We start from the raw sequence: 17,544 nt of genomic DNA on the forward strand, positions 1-17,544 counted from the left end.
GTCCCCCGGGCGATTTTTTTCGGGGGGCGGGGCGGGCCCCTTTCCAACCCGCGCCCCGCGCCGCCCCCCCCCCCCCCCGCCCCCGGGCGGGGGGGGCGGGGGGGGGGGGCCCCCTCCCTCCGGGGGCCGGCGGCCCCCCCCCCCCCACGGTTCATAGGCCAGCCTACATGCCGAGCGAGGCTTTGTAGAGCTTGATCTGGTTGTCGCGGCCGATCTGATCGGTCAGCTTCTCCCAGGCCGCCGCGATGGCGTCGGCGCCTTCCTGCGCCTTCATCTTGCCGGCGAAAGTGTTGGCCAGGATGTCCTCGGCGGCGCTGTAGTATTGGAAGATGCCGGGGATGCGTGGCTCGATCGCCGCGTTCGGATGGTTGTAGCTGTCTGATTCCGACTTGAGGTAGGAGGTGATGAAGGCCTCGTCGTAGCCGGCCGCCACCCATTCGGGAATGTCGAAATGCGAGTTGCGGTAGGGCTGGAAGCCCGACGGATACATCGCCGTCCAGATCGACAGGTCCTTGCCGCCGAGATGGGCGGCGGCGGACCATGCCGCCTTCTTCTTCTTTTCGTCGGCATCGACGCGGGCCATCACATAGACGCCCCAGCCGAGATAGGCGCAGTTGGGCGCATAGTTCGGGCCGCTGGCAAGCTTGTCCCAGGCGCCGGTCTTCGCATTGTAGACATCGTCGGAGCCCGGCAGGATCGAGAAGCCGGTTACGTCGCCGACGACGGAAGAGTCGTTGGTCTTGACGTTTGAGCCGACGTCGCCCCACCAGGTGACCATCGAGCCGGTGCCGGCCAGGAACTGCTGGAAGGCGGTCGTGTTCGGATCGGCATTGATCTGGTCGGCGGGTTCGGACGGCAGCGCGTCGATGACGTCCTGGATGGCGCGCACCCAGGCCGGATTGTTGACGCGCGGCTTCATCGTGTCGGCGTCGAACAGCCAGGCCTTGTCGTCGGGGTGCTTGGCATAAGCGGTGGCGCGGCTGCCAAGGAAATAGAAGCCGAAGCCGCCCCAGGGCTTTGGCGCGTCCAGATAGCCATAGACGTCCTGGTCCTTGAGCTTCTTGCCCTTGAGGAACTTGGTCACTGCCTGAACCTGCTGCCAGGTCTTCGGCACGCCCCATTCACCTTCACCACCGCCGTCCTTCCAGGCCTTGGCGAGGTCGGCATCGGCGAACACGTCGGTGCGGTAGTTGAAGTTGTGCGCGTCGCCGTCGACGGTCACGCGGTATTGCTTGCCGTCCCAGGTGCCGACCGGCGGCTTCAGGTAGCTGACCAGATCGTCGAAATCGATCTGGGTCTTGACCCAGTCGGGCATTTCCGACGTCAGGCCCTTGCCGCAGACATCGCCTTCGAACGGCGCGCCCATTTCGATGATGTCGAAATCGACGGTGCCGGTCGCGATCGACTGCTGCAGGCGGGCGTTGTAATCGGCCTGCGCCAGGTCGATCCAGTTGATCTTGGCGCCGGTGTAGGTCTCCCACGGCTTCAGGAAGCCGCGGAACAGCACATTGTGCAGGTTCTGGTTGTTGAGACCCATGAAGGTCAGCTCGACGCCGGCGAATTCGCCTTCCTTGACATTGGCCTTGGTCGCCTCGAGGCAGAGTTCCCCGACCTTCTGGAAATCGGCGTCCGTCGGCTGGCCTTTGCCGACGCCTGGGATCTGCAGGATTTTTGTGCGCAATTCGCTTGCCGCTGAGGCCGGGCGCGTCAAGGCGCCAAGTCCGGCGCCGGATGCGGCTGCGATCGCGGCCATGCTGGCCGCGCCCTTCAATATGTCGCGCCTTGTGGCGCCGGCTCGAACCAGTTTGTCGTAAAGACCCGTTCTCATCGCCTATTTCCTCCCAGAACATCAGTGTGAATAAATCGGCCAACTGTCGGACGCCGGAGCGCCAACGATGCTCCCGTTTCGGAAACGAATTAGGCAGGACCCCACCCTGCGTCGATTGAATTTCCCTGCGGATCGGGTACCGACATTTTGACCAGCGCCAGCCACTATTCTCACAACCAAACGCCGTGTCAACGAGAACGGGTTTTTATCTATAAGGGACCGACTTGCCCTGACAGGTCGCGTTGGTTAGCTTCTGCGCCTACGGCTAATGGAGCCGATGGGGGAGACATGGCGCAAGTCGCGATCAGCAAGGTGGCCAAGGCCTTTGGAACGGTCAAGGTTCTGCACGAAGTCAGCGTCGATATCGCAGACGGACAGTTCGTGGTGCTGGTTGGCCCTTCGGGTTGCGGTAAGTCCACATTGCTCAGGATGGTGGCTGGGCTGGAGACCGTCTCCGCCGGTACGATCGCCATCGGCGACCGCGTCGTCAATCATCTGCCGCCGGCCAAGCGCGACATCGCCATGGTGTTCCAGAACTATGCGCTCTATCCGCACAAAACGGTCGAGCAGAACATGGCCTTCGCGCTCAAGCTCAGGAAAACCGATCCGGCCTTGGTCGCCGAGCGGGTCAAGCGCGCCGCCGATATCCTCGACCTCAATCCCTATCTGAAGCGCTATCCCCGCCAGCTTTCCGGCGGCCAGCGACAGCGCGTGGCCATGGGCCGTGCCATCGTGCGCAATCCGCAGGTCTTCCTGTTCGACGAGCCGCTGTCCAATCTCGACGCCAAGCTGCGCGTGCAGATGCGCACCGAGATCAAGGAACTGCACCAGAGGCTGAAGACCACCACCATCTATGTCACCCACGACCAGATCGAGGCCATGACCATGGCCGACAAGATAGTCGTCATGCGCGACGGCCGCATCGAGCAGGTCGGCGCGCCGCTGGAGCTGTTCGACAGACCGGCCAACCTGTTTGTCGCCGGCTTCATCGGCTCGCCGTCGATGAACCTGCTCAAGGGCACCATGCGCAAAGGCGACAAGCCCGGTGTCGACATCGCGGGCACGCTGTTCCCGATCGCATCGGGCAACGCCGCACAGGACGGGCAAGCCGTCGTTTATGGCGTGCGACCGGAGCATCTCGAAATCCATCCCGACGGCGTGCCGGCGAAGATTTCGGTGGTCGAGCCGACCGGCTCGGAAACGCTGGTGTTCCTGCGCTTCGGCGAAGGCGAGATGGTGGCGCTGTTTCGCGAGCGTCACGACTTCAAGCCGGGCGATACGTTGAAGCTGAAGCCACGACTCGACCAGATCCATCTTTTCGACGCAGAGACCGGCAAGCGTCTCTGATCCCAACTCACGAGGAATACCATGCTCAAAGGCATCAACCCGCTGCTCAATGCCGACGTGCTGCAGGCATTGCGGGCAATGGGGCATGGCGATGATCTGATCATCGCCGACACCAATTTTCCGTCCGATTCGGTGGCGCGCCAGACCGCGCTCGGCCGCGTGCTGCGCATCGATGCCTCGGCGGCGCAAGTGGTCAAGGCGGTGCTGTCGCTCTACCCACTGGATACATTCGTCGACGACTCGGCCGCGCGCATGGAAATCGTCGGCAAGCCCGACGAAATTCCGCCCGTACAAAGCGAAGTGCAAAGGGAGGTCGACAAGGCCGAGGGCAAGTCGTGGCCGATGATCGCGGTCGAGCGCTATGCCTTCTACGAGCGCGCCAAACAGGCCTATTGCGTCATCCAGACAGGTGAGCGCCGCTTCTACGGCTGCTTCGCCTTTCGCAAGGGCGTCGTGCCGCCGGATGCGCAGTAGCGGCATGGCTTCGGGCAAGCCGGTCGTCATGAAGCCTGTCGTCATATTGGGTGTGTTCGTCGCCGACACCGCCTACAGGGCGCAGCGGCAGCCGCGCATGGGCGAAACCATCCTCGGCACATCCTTCACGCTGGGGCCGGGCGGCAAGGGTTCTAACCAGGCGGTTGCCGCCGGCAAGCTCGGCGCCGACGTCACCTTCCTCACCCGCCTCGGCGTCGATCCCTTCGCCGACATGGCGAGGCAGACCTGGGCGCAGGCGGGCGTGAAAAATGCCGTCATCGATACGCCGGAAAGCTACACCGGTGCGGCCTACATCTTCGTCGAGGAGACCACCGGCAACAACGCCATCATCGTCAGCCCCGGTGCTGCCATGCTGATCTCTCCAGCCGATATCGAAGCCAATGCTGCATTGATCAGCAATGCCGGCGTCTTTGTCACCCAACTCGAACAGCCGATCGAAGCAGCCATGCGGGCGCTGGAGATCGCGCGTGGGGCAGGGGTGACGACGATCCTCAACCCGGCCCCCGCGGCAAAGCTTCCCGACCGCATCTACACGCTGTGCGACTATCTCACGCCCAACGAGACCGAGACGGAGGAACTGACCGGGATGAAGGTGTCCTCGGTCGACGAGGCGCGAGCCGCCGCGGACAGTCTGCTGAAAAAGGGGGTCGGCACGGTCATCGTCACGCTCGGCGACAAGGGCGCGCTTTTGCACTCGAAGGAGCGCTCCGACCATCTTCCAGCCGTCAGCGCCGGCCCGGTGGTCGAAACCACGGGGGCAGGCGATGCCTTCAATGGCGGGCTTGCCGCAGCACTTTCGAGGGGCGTGGAGCCGCTGCAGGCGGTGCGCTTCGCCTGCGCCGTCGCCGGTATCTCCGTGACGCGACCGGGGACTGCACCGTCGATGCCGACATTGCAGGAGGTCGAGGCACTGCTGGCGAGGGGGTGATCTTGCAGGGCCAAGCGTAGGCAAGGGCTGAAAGGACCTGAGTGACCTCAGGTCTCTTGGACCTCAGGTCTCTTGCAAGACAATGTTTTTGACAATCAATGTCGACATTTCTCTGAAGCCAAGAGCTTGATACCCTTGAGAGAAATGGCGCGAGTGACGGGGCTCGAACCCGCGACCTCCGGCGTGACAGGCCAGTAAATTCTAGAACAAATTCAGCAATAGTTTCGATTTCTGAAGGCAGCGAACGGGCGGTAAAATACCCGAAAGTTGAAACTGACTGCCCTGACCTGCCTATCGGCGGAACCACCGGTCTTTGCCATGCATCGTCCGCAGTCATCGATGAAGCTGCAAGATGGTACGCGGCGAACCGGGAGGCGTGCGAGCGCCCGATCATTCCCGCCTTGCGGCATAGGTTCGGCCTGACGGCGTTGCAGGCGATCGCCGCGCTCCGCGAGGCGGTGCGATGAGCCACGGCCTTCCAAGGTTCTCGATTATCCCTGCCGACGCTGTCACGGATCCAAAATTGGAAGGGCGCGATCTGCAGGTGCTCGCGCTGTTCGGGCGACACACGGATCGTCGCGGCTGGTGCTGCCGGTCCCAGGTCAAGATGGCGAAAGAGCTGAGATGCGGGCGCTCAACAGTGCAGCGCTCGATCGGCCGCCTCGTTGCAGCTGGCTACCTTGAACATCGACCAGTCGTACGCGACAGCGGCGCCGACACTGCGCACGAGTATCGCGTCGTTTTGGACGTTGCAGAGGGTGCCCACGGGTGGGCAGGGGTGCCCGCCCAGGATGGGCAGGGGGTGCCCACCCATGAGCGGGCACCAATGTTAACGACCCCTGATAAACGAATTAGAGAAAGAGCGCGCGAGAACGCTGAGTTCGAAATGGCGCTGAAGGCCTGGCCGACAGGTGCACACGACAGTCGAACTGATGCTTTGGAGGCATGGGAAGCACTGTCGCCTGACGATCGCGCCGATGCGAAAATCGACATAGGTCGGTTTCTCATTGCCGGCAAGGCAGGTGGCCGAACCGTGTTCTGCACCTTCGCAACCTATCTGCGAGAGCGGAAGTGGAAGGGGTTGCCCGACCGACCGAAGACCGGCGGTGTCGTTCCTGTCGGGAGCAAGGTCGATAAGCCGCTGACGACCTACAAACCGAAGTTCCTCCGGGAATACGAAGCCAAGCTGGCAGCCGAAGCGGCAGGGGCAAAGCCATGAACGATCAGGTGCGCAGAGCATGCAAGTGGTGCGGCTCTGAGATGGTCCAGTCGACGAAGCATCGCGGCAGGCGGCCTATCTACTGTTCGACTGAATGCGCCGGAGGCGCCAACCTGGAACGCGCCAGAGCGCGAACTGGGAACATCTCGGAGGCCGACGAAGACAGGATCCTGACCGAGGCCCGCAGGGGTGGGGGGAGGTCAAAAGTCCAGAGGCGCAAGCCGCCAGACCGGCTTCCATAATGAAGTTTTTGTGGGCGCAAGTTTCCGAATAAATTTTTCCGAATGGGCGAGATCGTGAAGAAACACCAGGCCAAGGCCGACCAGCTAATCCATCAGGCCGTCGACGCCATGAACGCCGTCGGCATTCCAGCGGCGGTTTACATCGACAGGCTGCTGACCTTCGGCGTCGCAGTGTCAGTCGCTGAGTACGGCGCCGCACATACCGCCGGCGAACTGCGGGCCGCCGCCGACCGAATCGCCCAGGGCGCCTTCGCCAAATTTGAACCTGTCAAAAACTAGGAGCCTCCAGCCATGCTGCAGACCGAGGATTACGTCGAGCACGACGCAAATGTGAAGATCATTATGGAGGCGGTGGCAGCCTTGTGGCCTCGCTTCGGGCCGAAGGGCATGCCGCCGGAATGCATCGTCGAGGGCGCGATCCGTGGTGCTGCCGTTGTGCTTCTGTCGCTCGGCGCCAAGGCGCCGGATGTGGCGCAAATCCTAGACGACATGGCCGCAGGCTTCCGCGATCTCGACCCGCCGAAGCTGCGACTTGTCCACAGCCTCGATAAGCCGGCTTGACCTGGATGGCGAAGCAGCGGATATTTCTGGTCGCGCGCAGCTGGCGAGACGCTAGAGCCGCACCTCAGAGCACCGGCGGGACGCCGGGTGATGAGTTCGAAGCTTTCGAACCCTTTCACGCCAGAGGTGCGCCAGTGAGCGTTTCCACAAAGAACTTCATCGAACCCATAATGTCGGCCGGAATCGAGCTGAAGCTCGCGGCCGACCAGGTCAACGCCGGAGTCATCTCGGGCTACGGCAGCGTATTCGGCGTTCGCGATCGTCAGGGCGACATCGTCGAGGCCGGCGCCTTCTCAGCCTCGCTGCTCGACTACCGGGCGAAGGGCCAGATGCCGGCAATGCTCTGGTCGCATGATCCGGAACGGCCGATTGGCGTCTGGCAAGCGGCTAGCGAGGATGCCCGAGGCCTCAAGCTCACCGGACGGCTCAACCTCGACACGAACGACGGTCGCGAAGCGCGTGCATTGCTCCTGCAAGGCGCGTTCAACGGCATGTCAATCGGCTACCAGGTGATGTCTGGCGGCGCCTCGGTCGACCGTGAAGGCACCCGTCGCCTCAAAGCGCTGAAGCTGTGGGAAGTGTCGCTCGTGACCTTCCCGAGCAACGAGGCGGCCCGCGTCGATGGCGTGAAGGGCATGGCATCCAGCCGGGATTTTGAAGGCTTTCTACGCGCCTCGGGCTTTCCAAAGTCGGCGGCACGCAAGATCGCGGCGGGCGGATGGTCCGCCCTCCGCAGTGAAGATACTGATGCGGCCAATCTGCTGGCGGCCGTGCATTCCGCAACCACTGAAATCAGGAAAGGGTAACTCCCATGAAACACATCAATCCGCTACGCGGTGTCCGGCTCGAAACCAAGGAAGAGCCTGGCGACCTGGTCGAACTGAAATCGGCCTTCGACAAGTATCACTTGGAGGTCAAGGCCGCAGCCAAGACAACGGCCGACAAATTCACCGAGCTTGAAAAGAAGCTCGCCGCAGAGAGCAAGGAACGTGAAGGCCTCGAGCTCAAGCTTGGCCGCACGAAACTTGGAGGCGGTGACGCCGTCGACCAAGCCGCCCACGCGGTCGAAGTGAAAAACCTATTCGCCGACGTCGCGCGCACTGGTGATCCGGCTGCTGCTGGTGAGTACAAGACAATGTCTGTCGGTTCGGATCCGGCGGGCGGCTATCTCGTCAACGCCGAGCAGTCTGACGGCTGGGTCACCAAGCTGTGGGATCAGAGCCCGATGCGGCAGGTTGCCCGCATCATCACCATCACGAGCGGCGATGCGTGGGAAGAGCCGGTCGATTTCGACGAGGCCGGGGCCAATTGGGTCGGCGAGACCGCATCACGCTCCGACACTGCAACGCCGGACGTCGGCAAGTTGCGCATTCCACTGCACGAGCTGGACGCCCAGGCGCCGCTCACCCAAAAGCTGCTCGACACGTCAAATCGCGACCTCGGCGCCTGGATCGACGGCAAGATCGCCACCAAGTTCGCTCGGTCCGAGGGCGTGGCGTTCGTCACTGGCGACAGCGTCGGGAAGCCACAGGGCTTCCTGACTGGGCCGACACCTGTGACGACCGCCGACGCCACGCGCGATTACGGGACCCTTCAGTATGTCAAAACTGCTGGCGCATCCGGCTTCGCGGCAAGCAATCCCGCCGATAAGCTCATCGATCTCGTCTACACGTTGCGGGCACCTTATCGGAAGGGCGCGGTTTGGATGATGAACTCGACCACGACCGGCAGTGTTCGCAAGTTCAAGGATACGACCGGGCAATACCTTTGGACCGACGCATTGGCCGAAGGGCAGCGCCCCCTGCTGCTTGGCTATCCGGTTGTCGTGAACGAAGATATGCCGGACCTCGGCGCCAACACTTTCCCGGTTGCGTTCGGCAATTTCATGATCGGCTACACCATCGTCCAGATGCAGAATATCCGGGTGATGCGGGATCCCTACACGGCCCGGCCGCTCGTCAAATTCTGCGCCTATGAACGCGTTGGCGGCGATGTGGCGAACAGCGAGGCCATCAAGCTTCTGAAGTGCGAGGCCTGATCACAGAAGGAAGGCGGCGGCATTTGGGTCTGTGCCGCCGCCTGTTCCCATAAACGGAGGTGAAGAAACATGCCGCAGGGCGCATCAAGCGATGTCGACGAGGACGGCTGCAAAACGCCGAGCCCGTTCTTTCCCATCACCCTGGAGTTTATGCAATTTCAGGCGCGCTGCAGGGCGCGGGGATTCGAGCAAGACGATATTTTGAAGCTCGCCAAGGGGCTGGCCGAACGGTATTTGGAGGCCGCCGGCCATGGCGCACGATCTTAACATTCCAGCTATTGCCGATAGCCAGGCAGACGGGCAATGGCAGACCTCGAACGATGGCGACGCTGCTCTCGGCAATGCCTTTGGAGACATTTTGGCGGTCGACTTTTCGGCGGGCAACGTCACGCTCACAGCGAGTCAGTTTCGATCCGCAATGACATTTGTTCCCAGTGGTTTGTCAGCCACCAGGATCCTGACGTTGCCGGCCGTCAAACGGGCGCTGTTCCTCGTCCACAATACCGACGCGACGGACTCGATCACGGTTGCGAAAGGATCGACAACGATCAGCGTACCTGCCGGAAAGATTGGCATCTTCAAGACGGACGGGACAACAAACAGCCTTGACGGAGCAGTGATCGCGGCGTCAGGAGGCGGCGTAGCAGGTGACGTTGTCGGCCCGGCCTCGGCTACGGACGGCGCTTTTGCGCAGTATGACGGCACAACCGGCAAGGTGCTCAAGGATGGCATGGCGAAAGCCAGCGATGCCAATGTGCGCGCCGCGGCGTCCAACAAGGTGCTGACCTCTGACCTGATAGAAAGCGCATCGGCATTTGTGGCGCTGACTGATGGCGCCAACATCGCGCTCGATTGGGATGCCGGCATCAACCGCTCGCTGACGATCGGCGGCAATCGCACGCTCGACAACCCGACGAATGGCCAGCCGGGAACATGGCGGACGATCATCATCACGCAAGACGGGGCCGGCACACGGACACTTGCATATGGCAATCAGTACAAGTTTCCAGGCGGCACGGAACCGGTTCTGACCACGGCAGCGGCATCGGTGGACGTGCTCAACATCCTGTGTGTGACGGCCTCAAACTTCTATGTCTTCTCTGCCAACGACATGAAGGTCTAACCATGTTGCCGGGCTTTGCCAGCGGTATTCGTGTCGGCGGGTTACGGTCGCTCTCCCTGTCTGGAACGCCGATCACAACTGCCACCGAAGATATCGCCTATACGGGCTTCACCGTGACGGCGAGCGCCGGCACGCTGCCCTATACCTATTCGCTGGTTGGCAGTTGGCCGGCTGGCATCTCGATCAACTCATCAACCGGCGTGGTTTCAGGGACGCCAACTACGCCCGGAACTTACGCCAGCCTTTCGGTGCGCGTGACCGACGGTGTGACCGCCACGGCTGATCTGCCCTCCTTTACGATTACCGTCTCCCTGTCAGGCGCAACCCGCCAGGCCATGACGCTAGGCGCCTACGTGAACAGCAATGGCCCGCGCCAGTCGATGGTACCTGGAACCTACATCAATGAGGCATAGTCCATGACCGCATATTATGTTCGCTCGGGCGCGGGCGGTGCCGCAACAGGCGCCGATTGGGCCAATGCTTATACGACGCTTGCCACTGCGCTCTCGGGCAAGGCGGCCGGCGACATCTTCTATGTTTCCGAGGATCACTCCGAAACGACTGCGGGTCTTACCCTTACGTTCCCCGGAACAGCGGCAACTCCCAGCAAGGCCATCTGCGTCAATCATTCCGGGTCGGTCCCGCCTGTCGCCGCCGACCTGCGAGCCACTGCTGCGGTAAACTCATCTGGTGCGAGCTCCATGAGCCTGGGGAGCGGCGGCGTCTACATCGATGGCATCATCTTCACCACAGGCACTGGTTCAAGCAGCACAGCCCAGCTCAACGTGGGAAACGGCAGCAACCAGATCGTGGCGATGAAAAATTGCTCGCTACGCATCGCCTCGACCGGGGCCGCCTGCCGAATTAATGTTGGTTCTCTAGACTCGTGTTACACGGCTTTGGAGAACACCACGCTGTCGTTCGCCAATGCCGGTCAGGCCGCTAAGGTCGTGGGTAAGGTCACTTGGTCTAATACAGCTTCGGCGCTGCTCGGCACGATCCCAACGACGCTTTTCATCAATGGAGGCAACGCCGACGCCCAGGTGGTAGAGGTTCGTGGCGTCGACCTGAGTGCTGCCGGCTCGGGCAAAACCATTGTCGGTGCGGGTACGGGTCCCACGGCAATCTATTCTTTCACCGATTGCAAGCTCAACGCCGCGGTGACGCTTGCCGCGACACCCTCCAACCAAGGTGCCGCAGAAATCGACTATGTCAGATCCGGTTCCGGCGGCGTCAGTTACAACCAGGGCCGCTACCGCTACTCGGGCACGCTGACCGAGGAAACGACGATCGTCCACACCGGCGGTGCATCTGACGGAACGACACCCTTGGCCTGGAAGATCGTCACGACCGCCAACGCTTTCTGGACGCTGCCCTTCGAAACTCCTCCGATCGCGATATGGAACGATGTCACCGGCTCTACCGTGACCGCTACGATCGAAGGCATCTGGGGCGGGGGTGCCGTTCCCAATGACGACGAGATCTGGGTGGAGGCCGAATACCTTGGCGACGCCTCGTCGCCGCTTGCCTCGTTCGTCAACGACAGCAAGGCGAATGTCTTGGCCGCGGGGGCCGGTCAGGATGCAGGCTCCGGGACATGGGGCGGCTCTAGCACCAGCTTCAAGCTAGTGGTGACCTTCACGCCTCAACAGAAGGGGTGGGTGTTTCTCAGGGTTAGGGCGGCAAAGGCGTCGTCCACTTTCTACATCGATCCGAAAGTAACACTGACCTAGCCAAGGCTCATGGTTTCCCCTTGGAGAAATTCAGGCCCGGTCGGGGCGCAACTTTGCAAATGTATCTGACATTTCATCTATTGAAGCGCGCTCATAAGGCTTCAACTCATAGTTGCCACCCATGTCCGTCAGGTATTCCTGAATTGCGTCCATGTCGGTGGCGGCAAGCACACCCTTCTTGAAAAGAACATCGATCAGAATCATGAAAGCAGCTTGGCTGCCGACGGCACCCCATCGCACAAGGTCTTGTGGATCGATCGCCATCGTCAGTCGCCATAGTAGAATGAGGGCTTGCCGTTGGGAGTGTATACCCAATTGTCCGCGATGTAGTAGGCAGCTTGGCCGTCTGGAACTCGATACCACCATCCCGAATCGACCCAGAAGGCGTAAGCGCCGCCAACCGTGTAGATGCTGTTGTCCTCTTGATAGTAAGCGGTTTGACCTGGTTGAGTGTAGATCCAGCGAGTGCTCAAATTTAGCTTCCCCGTTAAACTTCATTTATTGCGCCTATGTGCAGTCTTGCGCAAGCCGCTCCCCTAGACGAGGGAGGCGCTTGACGATTTTGGCGAATAAGAGCAGCGTGTCAGTGGGTGTGGAAACCCTGACCGCGATAAGCAGGAACCTCGATTGGCGTCGAAGGTGTCTGCTGAGGCGCAGGAGCCTTGGCAGGCTCTGAGCGCTTGGTGACGCCTTGGCGGGCGTTCCAACTCGGCTTTTATGGCCGGGGGCGAACGCTATGTCCAGAGCGAAAGCTTAAAACCGTTCGACCTGTCTCGCGGCAGGTTTCCAACCCCCGGCTTCGGCGCCGCCCGCCGAGATGGATCAAAATTCCTCACGGGAATTATGATCCGCCGGCTGTGGAAAGCCGGTTCGAACCGCGAGGAAATTTACATGTCGGAAACCATAAGACCTGGTGGCGAGCCTGATGCCGCCGCTTATACCCGTGATTCACACCGTCCGGGTCTCGTCGCTCGCCTGCTGATGCCCTGGAATTCACGCGCGGCATGCGAGCCCGCGATGTCAAAATCAGAATCAGTAGTTGTAGAGGACAATTTCATGAACCAGCACGTCTCCCGCCGCACTTTGATGACCACTGGCCTGGCTGCCGGTGCCGCATTTGCAGGTGTTGCCGCTACCGACGATAGATCCGCCGCGAAGTCGATCGAAAACATTCCAGACGGGAAGGTTTTTCCCAGCATCGACGAACGTTTGAGCCGGTTGCCGGCAGACGTGGCAAGACGGTTGCGCAAAGCATTCGATGAGATACTCGATGAGGTAGACGCCATGACCGATCGAGGTGAAAGCGACGCCGCGATCGCCGCCCGCATCGACCATTGGGGAAGCGTGTTTCACGGGGCGACAGACGCTGTAACCGGCTGAATTGGGTGGCTTTGCCTGGCTGCCGACCAACCCCTGCCGGTATATCGGCAGGGTCTCCCGCCGGGTGATTTTTGTGCACGACTGTCCCTTTTGTGACTATCACTGTTGACCAACCTAGTTGATGGGGTCTATCTGTGGAATCAACAGAAGGGCATTATATCCATGAACGCTGCCGACCTTCAGAAGACATTTGCCCGCCTATCTAATGGTACGTTTGGCGAAATGGACCAGCGCTTCCGGCCATTGCGCTCCCTCAACCTGGTGCCCTTCGGACCGAGAGGACCGCACGCTCCGGACATGGAACCACTGCATGTCGCGCTCGCGCTTCTTTGCCTGGTCGCTCGCCGCGCCAGCGATGCTGGCCCGGTGATGGTTAGAGTGATGGATTTGACATTAGTGCCGCCTCCCTTCGCCCACGCTTATGGCGATAAGCTTCAACTGGCGGTATTGCTCGCAGCTGCGCTTAGCGCGAACGATCCACTCATCGAGCGGCTCGAAATCCATTCCGACGGCGCAATTGCGATTGCCGTCATGGCGCCCCAGGAAGGCGATGCCGCCGCCGGCGCGCGCCGGGTCCTTCTCTTCGCCGACGACAAGGCGATCATCGAACACGCGGCTGGCAGTGCAGACGGTTATGCCGCAACCGGTTCGCACTATTGCGGCCATCAGCTGGTCATCACTGGAAATCTTCTGGCTCAGATTCGCTTGGAGATGATGATGCCGGGCAGCAACCTTGGCGCGGGCTACGCCGATGCGAAGGCGAAGGAAGAGGCCTAAATGCGCCGCGCCGACGCAACGCAGTCAGGGAGCGGTTTGCCACCGTCGGCCAGCAGTATCCGCTTTCGCGTCGAGCCACGTCTTGTCCCCGCCGAGAAGGCGGCGCGGCGACTGCATTTGACGGCCAAGGAATTCGCCGAGCTGCTGGTGGCGCTGCTGGCGGACGGTTTCCCACCGGCCTGCTCGATCACCGGCAATTTCGACCTAGTGGCGATCGATGCCTGGCAAGATCGCCGCTCAGGGCTCGGCGTGCCGCCGCAGCTGGGCGTTCCCCATATAGGCGCAAGCGCTGACCTCGTGAAGGCGAGGCTCGCGACCCTTGGTTGAGATCAAGCTCAAGCACTACGTCATCCGCAAGGCCAGATATGGCTACTGGTTGCCAACCCCGAAGATGGTGGCTGCCGGTTTCCAGTGCATCCCGTGTGGCGTCGACGGTCCGAACGCCTGGGCTCTGGCGAGGCTTTGGGAAGATCGTTGGCAGGCTTTCAGGAAGGGCAGGGAAGCGCCTCGGCTTGACAGCTGGCCGAAGAACTCGATTGGCGACGCGTTCGCCCGGTACCGCCGCACCGAGGCCTGGAAGCGTCTGGCGCCACGCACTCGCGAAGATTGGGAGCGCGGCTGGACGTACATCGAACCCTATTTTGCCGATCTGCCGCCGGCCGACATTTCGCTCGAACTGCTGGATGAATGGTACGCACGCCTGCTGCGGGCCAAGGGCATCGACATCGCCTACCGCGCCATGAAGACTTGGCGGGCACTTTACAACGTGATGGCCAGCATGAGGTTGTGTCAGCCGAAGTCGGATCCGTCGCTGGCAATCCGCCGCAAGACGCCACCGCCGCGCCGTCAGACGTGGACGGAAGGCGAGGTGGTGCGCATGGTCAAGGGGACATGGCGCGCGGGCTACCGCGGCCTGGCCTGCATCATCGCGGTCGCCTGGGACACAAGCTTCTCCCCGGTCGATGTGCGCACGCTGACCCCGGCGCAGGCGATGCAGACGGCGCAGGAATGGGGTTTTCTGATCGAACGCAGCAAGAGCGGCGAGGCAGCTTTCGGCACGCTGTCGCCGCGCACGCAGCGCCTGGTGTTGGCATACGTCGAATCGCTGGGCGTCATCCTGCTCGACGACGCGCCGATCTTCCGCTCGCGCGGCTTCGCGCCGGGCCCGAAGGGCGGCAGGCCGCGCCCGGGCGTGCCTTACACCAAAGATGCGCTGGTCGACGACTTCGCCGATCTCCGCAGCCTTGTGTTTGGGGAAGGAGAAAAGCGCCGGTTGATGGACATGCGGCGTTCCGGCGCGGTCGAGGCCAATGCCGGAGGTGCGTCGGTCGAAGCGATATCCGCCAAGATGGGCAATTCGATCGATGAGAACAAGGCGCTGCAGAAGACCTATATGCCGGTCAACCTGGCCGCCGTGCGCTCTGCCGATGCCAGCCGCCTCAGGGGGCGCAAGCTGCTCGGTCACGAACAGAATGAATACAAAAAGTTGAAACTCGGCGGAGAAAAAAGTTGAAACCCGTCCAAAGTTCCCGCAGCGCCACCCTCATTAAAACCCTTGCAAAGCAAGAGATTGAGAGTGGCGCGAGTGACGGGGCTCGAACCCGCGACCTCCGGCGTGACAGGCCGGCACTCTAACCAACTGAGCTACACCCGCGCATGGCGAACACGTGTCAGCCGTGTTCGTCGTTGGGGCGCTGGATAAGGGGTTCGCCACCGGGTGTCAAGCGTGACAGGACAGCATAACAGCAAACAGGAGAAGGTTTTTTGACAGCCGGCGTTTTGTTGGCAAAACCGGCATCCAACCAGGGCATCCTGCGCTCATTTGGCCTTGCGAAGCGGACCCTGACCGCTTAAAGGTCCGGCCCGGAGCGGGCGATTAGCTCAGTTGGTAGAGCGCTTCGTTTACACCGAAGATGTCGGCGGTTCGAGCCCGTCATCGCCCACCATTCCATTAGTCCATTCAAACTGTTGCCAAGACACGGAACCGAGTCGTTCGGTAGATGCTGCAATCACGGCGGCAGCAGCCGAAAATCATTGCCTTCCGGCAACAGCTGCCCACCATCGACAACAATGGTCGTGCCGGTGATGTAGCTGGCGTCGTCGGAGGCGAGGAACAGGAAGGCGTTGGCGACGTCGCGCGGGCTGCCGAGGCGGCCGAGCGGGATGGAGTCCTCCATGTTCTTGATGTAGGCCGCGCCGCGATGCAGCTCGATGGCTTCGGTCAGGATGTTGCCGGGCTCGACACCGTTGACGGTGATGCCGTAGCCGGAGAATTCGAGCGCGGCGGCGCGGATGAAGCCGTTGATGCCGGCCTTGCTGGCCGAATAGTGGCCGTGGCCGGGGCTGGTGACATGCGGGCCGGTGATGGACGAGGTGTAGAGCATACGGCCGAAGCCTTGCGCCTTCATCGGCACCAAGGCCGCGCGGCTGGCATTGAAGGTGCCGCGCAGGTTGACCGCCATGACGCGGTCCCAGTCGTCGGCGCTGGTGTTCTCGATCAGCTGCCAGGGATAGATGCCGGCATTCTGCACGATGATATCGAGGCGGCCATGCTGCTTCAGCGCCAGCGCCACGGCGGCCTCGGCGTCGCTCATTTGCGAGATGTCGGTGCGGATGAAGGGGGCGCCCAGTTCGTCAGCGGTGGCTTGCCCGGCCTCGGCCTCGGTGTCGGCCAGCACCAGCCTTGCGCCTTCCTCGGCAAAGCGTAGCGCAATGCCCTTGCCGATGCCGCGGGCGCTGCCGATGATCAGCGCTACCTTGTCTTGTAACCGATTGGTCATGCGAGCCGTCCTGTCATGCGAGTCTTTGGCGAATGGTTTGCTTGAAGGCGTCGAGCAGCACTGCGGCCAACACCAGCAGGCCGTGGATCACCTGGGTGAAATTGGCCGGCAGGCCCATCAAATTGATCGCCGTGTTGATGGCCGAGAGCAAAAGTACGCCGGCATACACGCCGGGGAGGGTGCCGACACCGCCTTTCAGGCTGACCCCGCCGATGACGACCGCGGCGAAGGCGTTGAACAGCAAGCCGACGCCAAGATTGGCGGTGGCGCCCGAGGTGCGGATCGCCAGCAGCCAGCCGGCAAGGCCGGCAATCGCGCCGGCAAGCACGAAGGCGATGATGAGATTACGGTTCACCCGGATGCCGGCGCGGAAGGTCGCCGTCTCGTTGCCGCCGATCATCACGAGATGCCGGCCGAATGGCGTCTTGGCCATGATCAGCGAAAAGACCACGAAACAGCCAACCGCGATCCAGGCGGTGAGCGGCAGGCCGACAAGGCGCTGGATGCCGAACCAGCGGATGGCCGGTGCAAGATCCTGCGCCGAGCGGCCGCCCGACACGACCAGCACGAGGCCGCGCACCCAGATGTAGGACGCCAGCGTGATGATGAAAGCGCTCATCTTCACCTTGACCACCAGATAGCCGTTGAAGGCGCCGATGAGGCCGCCGACTGCCAGCGCCAGCAGCAGCGAAACCGGAACCATCAGCCATTCGGGATGCAACTGCACGCCCATGCCGATGCCCGACGAGCAAAACAGGATGCCGACCGCCATGGCGCTAAGCGCTGCGACGGATTCGACCGACAGATCCATGTGGCCGGCGATGATCACCAGCGCCAGGCCGATCGACATGACGCCGAGCACGCTGGAAGCCTCGATGATGTTGGCGAAGATGCCGAGCTGAAAGTAGTTCGGGACGAAGATGGAGAAGACCACCAGCACGAACAGCAACATGAACCAGACGAGGTTGTCGAGTACGAACTCCAGGGCTTTGCGTGTGCGCGGGTTCATGGGCTGATCCGGTTGGCGCATGCCCCGCGAAATCAATTCGATTTCGTCGGGTTCGGGCGCGGATTCAAATTCGCCACGGCGTCT

General features: G+C 61.9%; 20 protein-coding genes and 2 tRNA genes. 17 read left to right on the forward strand and 5 right to left on the reverse strand.

Going from position 1 to position 17,544, the window contains the following annotated elements:
- Nucleotides 1-163: 163 nt before the first annotated feature.
- Nucleotides 164-1,828 carry an ABC transporter substrate-binding protein gene (locus AC0L24_RS26150; protein ID WP_013532183.1) on the reverse strand — a complete coding sequence of 555 codons (1,665 nt, stop codon included), beginning with the start codon at nucleotides 1,826-1,828 and terminating at the stop codon, nucleotides 164-166.
- Between the two features lie 288 nt (nucleotides 1,829-2,116).
- Here AC0L24_RS26150 and AC0L24_RS26155 point away from each other — a divergent pair, with 288 nt between their 5' ends.
- From AC0L24_RS26155 to AC0L24_RS26210, 12 genes are all read left to right on the forward strand, one after another.
- Nucleotides 2,117-3,175: an ABC transporter ATP-binding protein gene (locus AC0L24_RS26155; RefSeq protein ID WP_127266589.1), complete on the forward strand. Its 1,059-nt coding sequence runs from the start codon at nucleotides 2,117-2,119 to the stop codon at nucleotides 3,173-3,175.
- 21 nt (nucleotides 3,176-3,196) lie between these two features.
- Nucleotides 3,197-3,649, forward strand: coding sequence for an RbsD/FucU family protein (locus AC0L24_RS26160; protein WP_127266590.1), 453 nt, complete (start codon nucleotides 3,197-3,199; stop codon nucleotides 3,647-3,649).
- 4 nt (nucleotides 3,650-3,653) lie between these two features.
- The gene (gene rbsK, locus AC0L24_RS26165; protein WP_127810674.1) at nucleotides 3,654-4,598 is read left to right on the forward strand and encodes a ribokinase; all 945 of its coding nucleotides are present in this window, start codon (nucleotides 3,654-3,656) and stop codon (nucleotides 4,596-4,598) included.
- A gap of 463 nt (nucleotides 4,599-5,061) precedes the next feature.
- Nucleotides 5,062-5,817 (forward strand): helix-turn-helix domain-containing protein, encoded by a 756-nt coding sequence (locus AC0L24_RS26170; protein WP_473564299.1) that lies wholly within the window; start codon nucleotides 5,062-5,064, stop codon nucleotides 5,815-5,817.
- 284 nt (nucleotides 5,818-6,101) lie between these two features.
- A complete protein-coding gene (locus AC0L24_RS26175; RefSeq protein WP_473564300.1) occupies nucleotides 6,102-6,338 on the forward strand; it encodes a hypothetical protein in 237 nt (78 codons plus the stop codon).
- Nucleotides 6,339-6,350: 12 nt separating this feature from the next.
- A complete protein-coding gene (locus AC0L24_RS26180; RefSeq protein ID WP_473564301.1) occupies nucleotides 6,351-6,620 on the forward strand; it encodes a hypothetical protein in 270 nt (89 codons plus the stop codon).
- Nucleotides 6,621-6,625: 5 nt separating this feature from the next.
- Nucleotides 6,626-7,426, forward strand: coding sequence for an HK97 family phage prohead protease (locus AC0L24_RS26185; protein WP_473564302.1), 801 nt, complete (start codon nucleotides 6,626-6,628; stop codon nucleotides 7,424-7,426).
- Nucleotides 7,427-7,431: 5 nt separating this feature from the next.
- Nucleotides 7,432-8,658 (forward strand): phage major capsid protein, encoded by a 1,227-nt coding sequence (locus AC0L24_RS26190; RefSeq protein ID WP_473564304.1) that lies wholly within the window; start codon nucleotides 7,432-7,434, stop codon nucleotides 8,656-8,658.
- Between the two features lie 69 nt (nucleotides 8,659-8,727).
- Entirely contained in the window at nucleotides 8,728-8,925 is a 198-nt protein-coding gene (locus AC0L24_RS26195; RefSeq protein ID WP_473564306.1) for a hypothetical protein, read from the forward strand.
- The gene (locus tag AC0L24_RS26200; protein WP_473564307.1) at nucleotides 8,909-9,781 is read left to right on the forward strand and encodes a hypothetical protein; all 873 of its coding nucleotides are present in this window, start codon (nucleotides 8,909-8,911) and stop codon (nucleotides 9,779-9,781) included. Before AC0L24_RS26195 ends, AC0L24_RS26200 begins: the two co-directional genes overlap by 17 nt.
- A 2-nt stretch (nucleotides 9,782-9,783) precedes the next feature.
- Entirely contained in the window at nucleotides 9,784-10,194 is a 411-nt protein-coding gene (locus AC0L24_RS26205; protein WP_473564309.1) for a putative Ig domain-containing protein, read from the forward strand.
- A gap of 3 nt (nucleotides 10,195-10,197) precedes the next feature.
- Nucleotides 10,198-11,514, forward strand: a complete 1,317-nt coding sequence (locus AC0L24_RS26210) for a hypothetical protein (protein ID WP_473564310.1) — start codon at nucleotides 10,198-10,200, stop codon at nucleotides 11,512-11,514.
- Between the two features lie 30 nt (nucleotides 11,515-11,544).
- On the opposite strand, the gene AC0L24_RS26215 is transcribed toward AC0L24_RS26210, so the two are convergent.
- Entirely contained in the window at nucleotides 11,545-11,778 is a 234-nt protein-coding gene (locus tag AC0L24_RS26215) for a hypothetical protein (protein ID WP_473564311.1), read from the reverse strand.
- Nucleotides 11,779-12,231: 453 nt separating this feature from the next.
- Between AC0L24_RS26215 and AC0L24_RS26220 the strand changes: the two genes are divergently transcribed.
- The 4 genes from AC0L24_RS26220 (at nucleotide 12,232) to AC0L24_RS26235 (ending at nucleotide 15,184) form a co-directional block, all read left to right on the forward strand.
- Nucleotides 12,232-12,894, forward strand: a complete 663-nt coding sequence (locus AC0L24_RS26220; RefSeq protein ID WP_473564313.1) for a hypothetical protein — start codon at nucleotides 12,232-12,234, stop codon at nucleotides 12,892-12,894.
- 162 nt (nucleotides 12,895-13,056) lie between these two features.
- On the forward strand, nucleotides 13,057-13,671 hold the full coding sequence (locus tag AC0L24_RS26225) for a hypothetical protein (protein ID WP_473564315.1): 615 nt from the start codon (nucleotides 13,057-13,059) through the stop codon (nucleotides 13,669-13,671).
- Nucleotides 13,672-13,998, forward strand: coding sequence for a hypothetical protein (locus AC0L24_RS26230; protein ID WP_473564316.1), 327 nt, complete (start codon nucleotides 13,672-13,674; stop codon nucleotides 13,996-13,998). It abuts the gene before it with no gap.
- On the forward strand, nucleotides 13,991-15,184 hold the full coding sequence (locus AC0L24_RS26235) for a hypothetical protein (protein WP_473564317.1): 1,194 nt from the start codon (nucleotides 13,991-13,993) through the stop codon (nucleotides 15,182-15,184). The genes AC0L24_RS26230 and AC0L24_RS26235 overlap by 8 nt, the downstream gene beginning before the upstream one ends.
- Before the next feature lie 64 nt (nucleotides 15,185-15,248).
- Here AC0L24_RS26235 and AC0L24_RS26240 read toward each other — a convergent pair.
- Nucleotides 15,249-15,325 (reverse strand) — tRNA-Asp (locus AC0L24_RS26240).
- Between the two features lie 216 nt (nucleotides 15,326-15,541).
- Between AC0L24_RS26240 and AC0L24_RS26245 the strand changes: the two genes are divergently transcribed.
- Nucleotides 15,542-15,617: transfer RNA gene (locus tag AC0L24_RS26245), tRNA-Val, on the forward strand.
- 63 nt (nucleotides 15,618-15,680) lie between these two features.
- Here the strand turns inward: AC0L24_RS26245 and AC0L24_RS26250 are convergent.
- Nucleotides 15,681-16,451, reverse strand: a complete 771-nt coding sequence (locus tag AC0L24_RS26250; RefSeq protein ID WP_127810673.1) for an SDR family NAD(P)-dependent oxidoreductase — start codon at nucleotides 16,449-16,451, stop codon at nucleotides 15,681-15,683.
- Between the two features lie 13 nt (nucleotides 16,452-16,464).
- The gene (locus AC0L24_RS26255) at nucleotides 16,465-17,460 is read right to left on the reverse strand and encodes an ABC transporter permease (protein ID WP_013532177.1); all 996 of its coding nucleotides are present in this window, start codon (nucleotides 17,458-17,460) and stop codon (nucleotides 16,465-16,467) included.
- Nucleotides 17,461-17,544: the final 84 nt, after the last annotated feature.

It is taken from the genome of Mesorhizobium sp. WSM4809 (assembly GCF_055811655.1).

What these genes read in the sequence shown, in the direction of transcription:
- AC0L24_RS26150 (WP_013532183.1), bottom strand. Translation starts at nt 1,828, where the DNA reads ATGAGAACGGGTCTTTACGACAAACTGGTTCGAGCCGGCGCCACAAGG.
- AC0L24_RS26155 (WP_127266589.1), top strand. Translation starts at nt 2,117, where the DNA reads ATGGCGCAAGTCGCGATCAGCAAGGTGGCCAAGGCCTTTGGAACGGTC.
- AC0L24_RS26160 (WP_127266590.1), top strand. Translation starts at nt 3,197, where the DNA reads ATGCTCAAAGGCATCAACCCGCTGCTCAATGCCGACGTGCTGCAGGCA.
- rbsK (WP_127810674.1), top strand. Translation starts at nt 3,654, where the DNA reads ATGGCTTCGGGCAAGCCGGTCGTCATGAAGCCTGTCGTCATATTGGGT.
- AC0L24_RS26170 (WP_473564299.1), top strand. Translation starts at nt 5,062, where the DNA reads ATGAGCCACGGCCTTCCAAGGTTCTCGATTATCCCTGCCGACGCTGTC.
- AC0L24_RS26175 (WP_473564300.1), top strand. Translation starts at nt 6,102, where the DNA reads ATGGGCGAGATCGTGAAGAAACACCAGGCCAAGGCCGACCAGCTAATC.
- AC0L24_RS26180 (WP_473564301.1), top strand. Translation starts at nt 6,351, where the DNA reads ATGCTGCAGACCGAGGATTACGTCGAGCACGACGCAAATGTGAAGATC.
- AC0L24_RS26185 (WP_473564302.1), top strand. Translation starts at nt 6,626, where the DNA reads ATGGCGAAGCAGCGGATATTTCTGGTCGCGCGCAGCTGGCGAGACGCT.
- AC0L24_RS26190 (WP_473564304.1), top strand. Translation starts at nt 7,432, where the DNA reads ATGAAACACATCAATCCGCTACGCGGTGTCCGGCTCGAAACCAAGGAA.
- AC0L24_RS26195 (WP_473564306.1), top strand. Translation starts at nt 8,728, where the DNA reads ATGCCGCAGGGCGCATCAAGCGATGTCGACGAGGACGGCTGCAAAACG.
- AC0L24_RS26200 (WP_473564307.1), top strand. Translation starts at nt 8,909, where the DNA reads ATGGCGCACGATCTTAACATTCCAGCTATTGCCGATAGCCAGGCAGAC.
- AC0L24_RS26205 (WP_473564309.1), top strand. Translation starts at nt 9,784, where the DNA reads ATGTTGCCGGGCTTTGCCAGCGGTATTCGTGTCGGCGGGTTACGGTCG.
- AC0L24_RS26210 (WP_473564310.1), top strand. Translation starts at nt 10,198, where the DNA reads ATGACCGCATATTATGTTCGCTCGGGCGCGGGCGGTGCCGCAACAGGC.
- AC0L24_RS26215 (WP_473564311.1), bottom strand. Translation starts at nt 11,778, where the DNA reads ATGGCGATCGATCCACAAGACCTTGTGCGATGGGGTGCCGTCGGCAGC.
- AC0L24_RS26220 (WP_473564313.1), top strand. Translation starts at nt 12,232, where the DNA reads ATGGCCGGGGGCGAACGCTATGTCCAGAGCGAAAGCTTAAAACCGTTC.
- AC0L24_RS26225 (WP_473564315.1), top strand. Translation starts at nt 13,057, where the DNA reads ATGAACGCTGCCGACCTTCAGAAGACATTTGCCCGCCTATCTAATGGT.
- AC0L24_RS26230 (WP_473564316.1), top strand. Translation starts at nt 13,672, where the DNA reads ATGCGCCGCGCCGACGCAACGCAGTCAGGGAGCGGTTTGCCACCGTCG.
- AC0L24_RS26250 (WP_127810673.1), bottom strand. Translation starts at nt 16,451, where the DNA reads ATGACCAATCGGTTACAAGACAAGGTAGCGCTGATCATCGGCAGCGCC.
- AC0L24_RS26255 (WP_013532177.1), bottom strand. Translation starts at nt 17,460, where the DNA reads ATGAACCCGCGCACACGCAAAGCCCTGGAGTTCGTACTCGACAACCTC.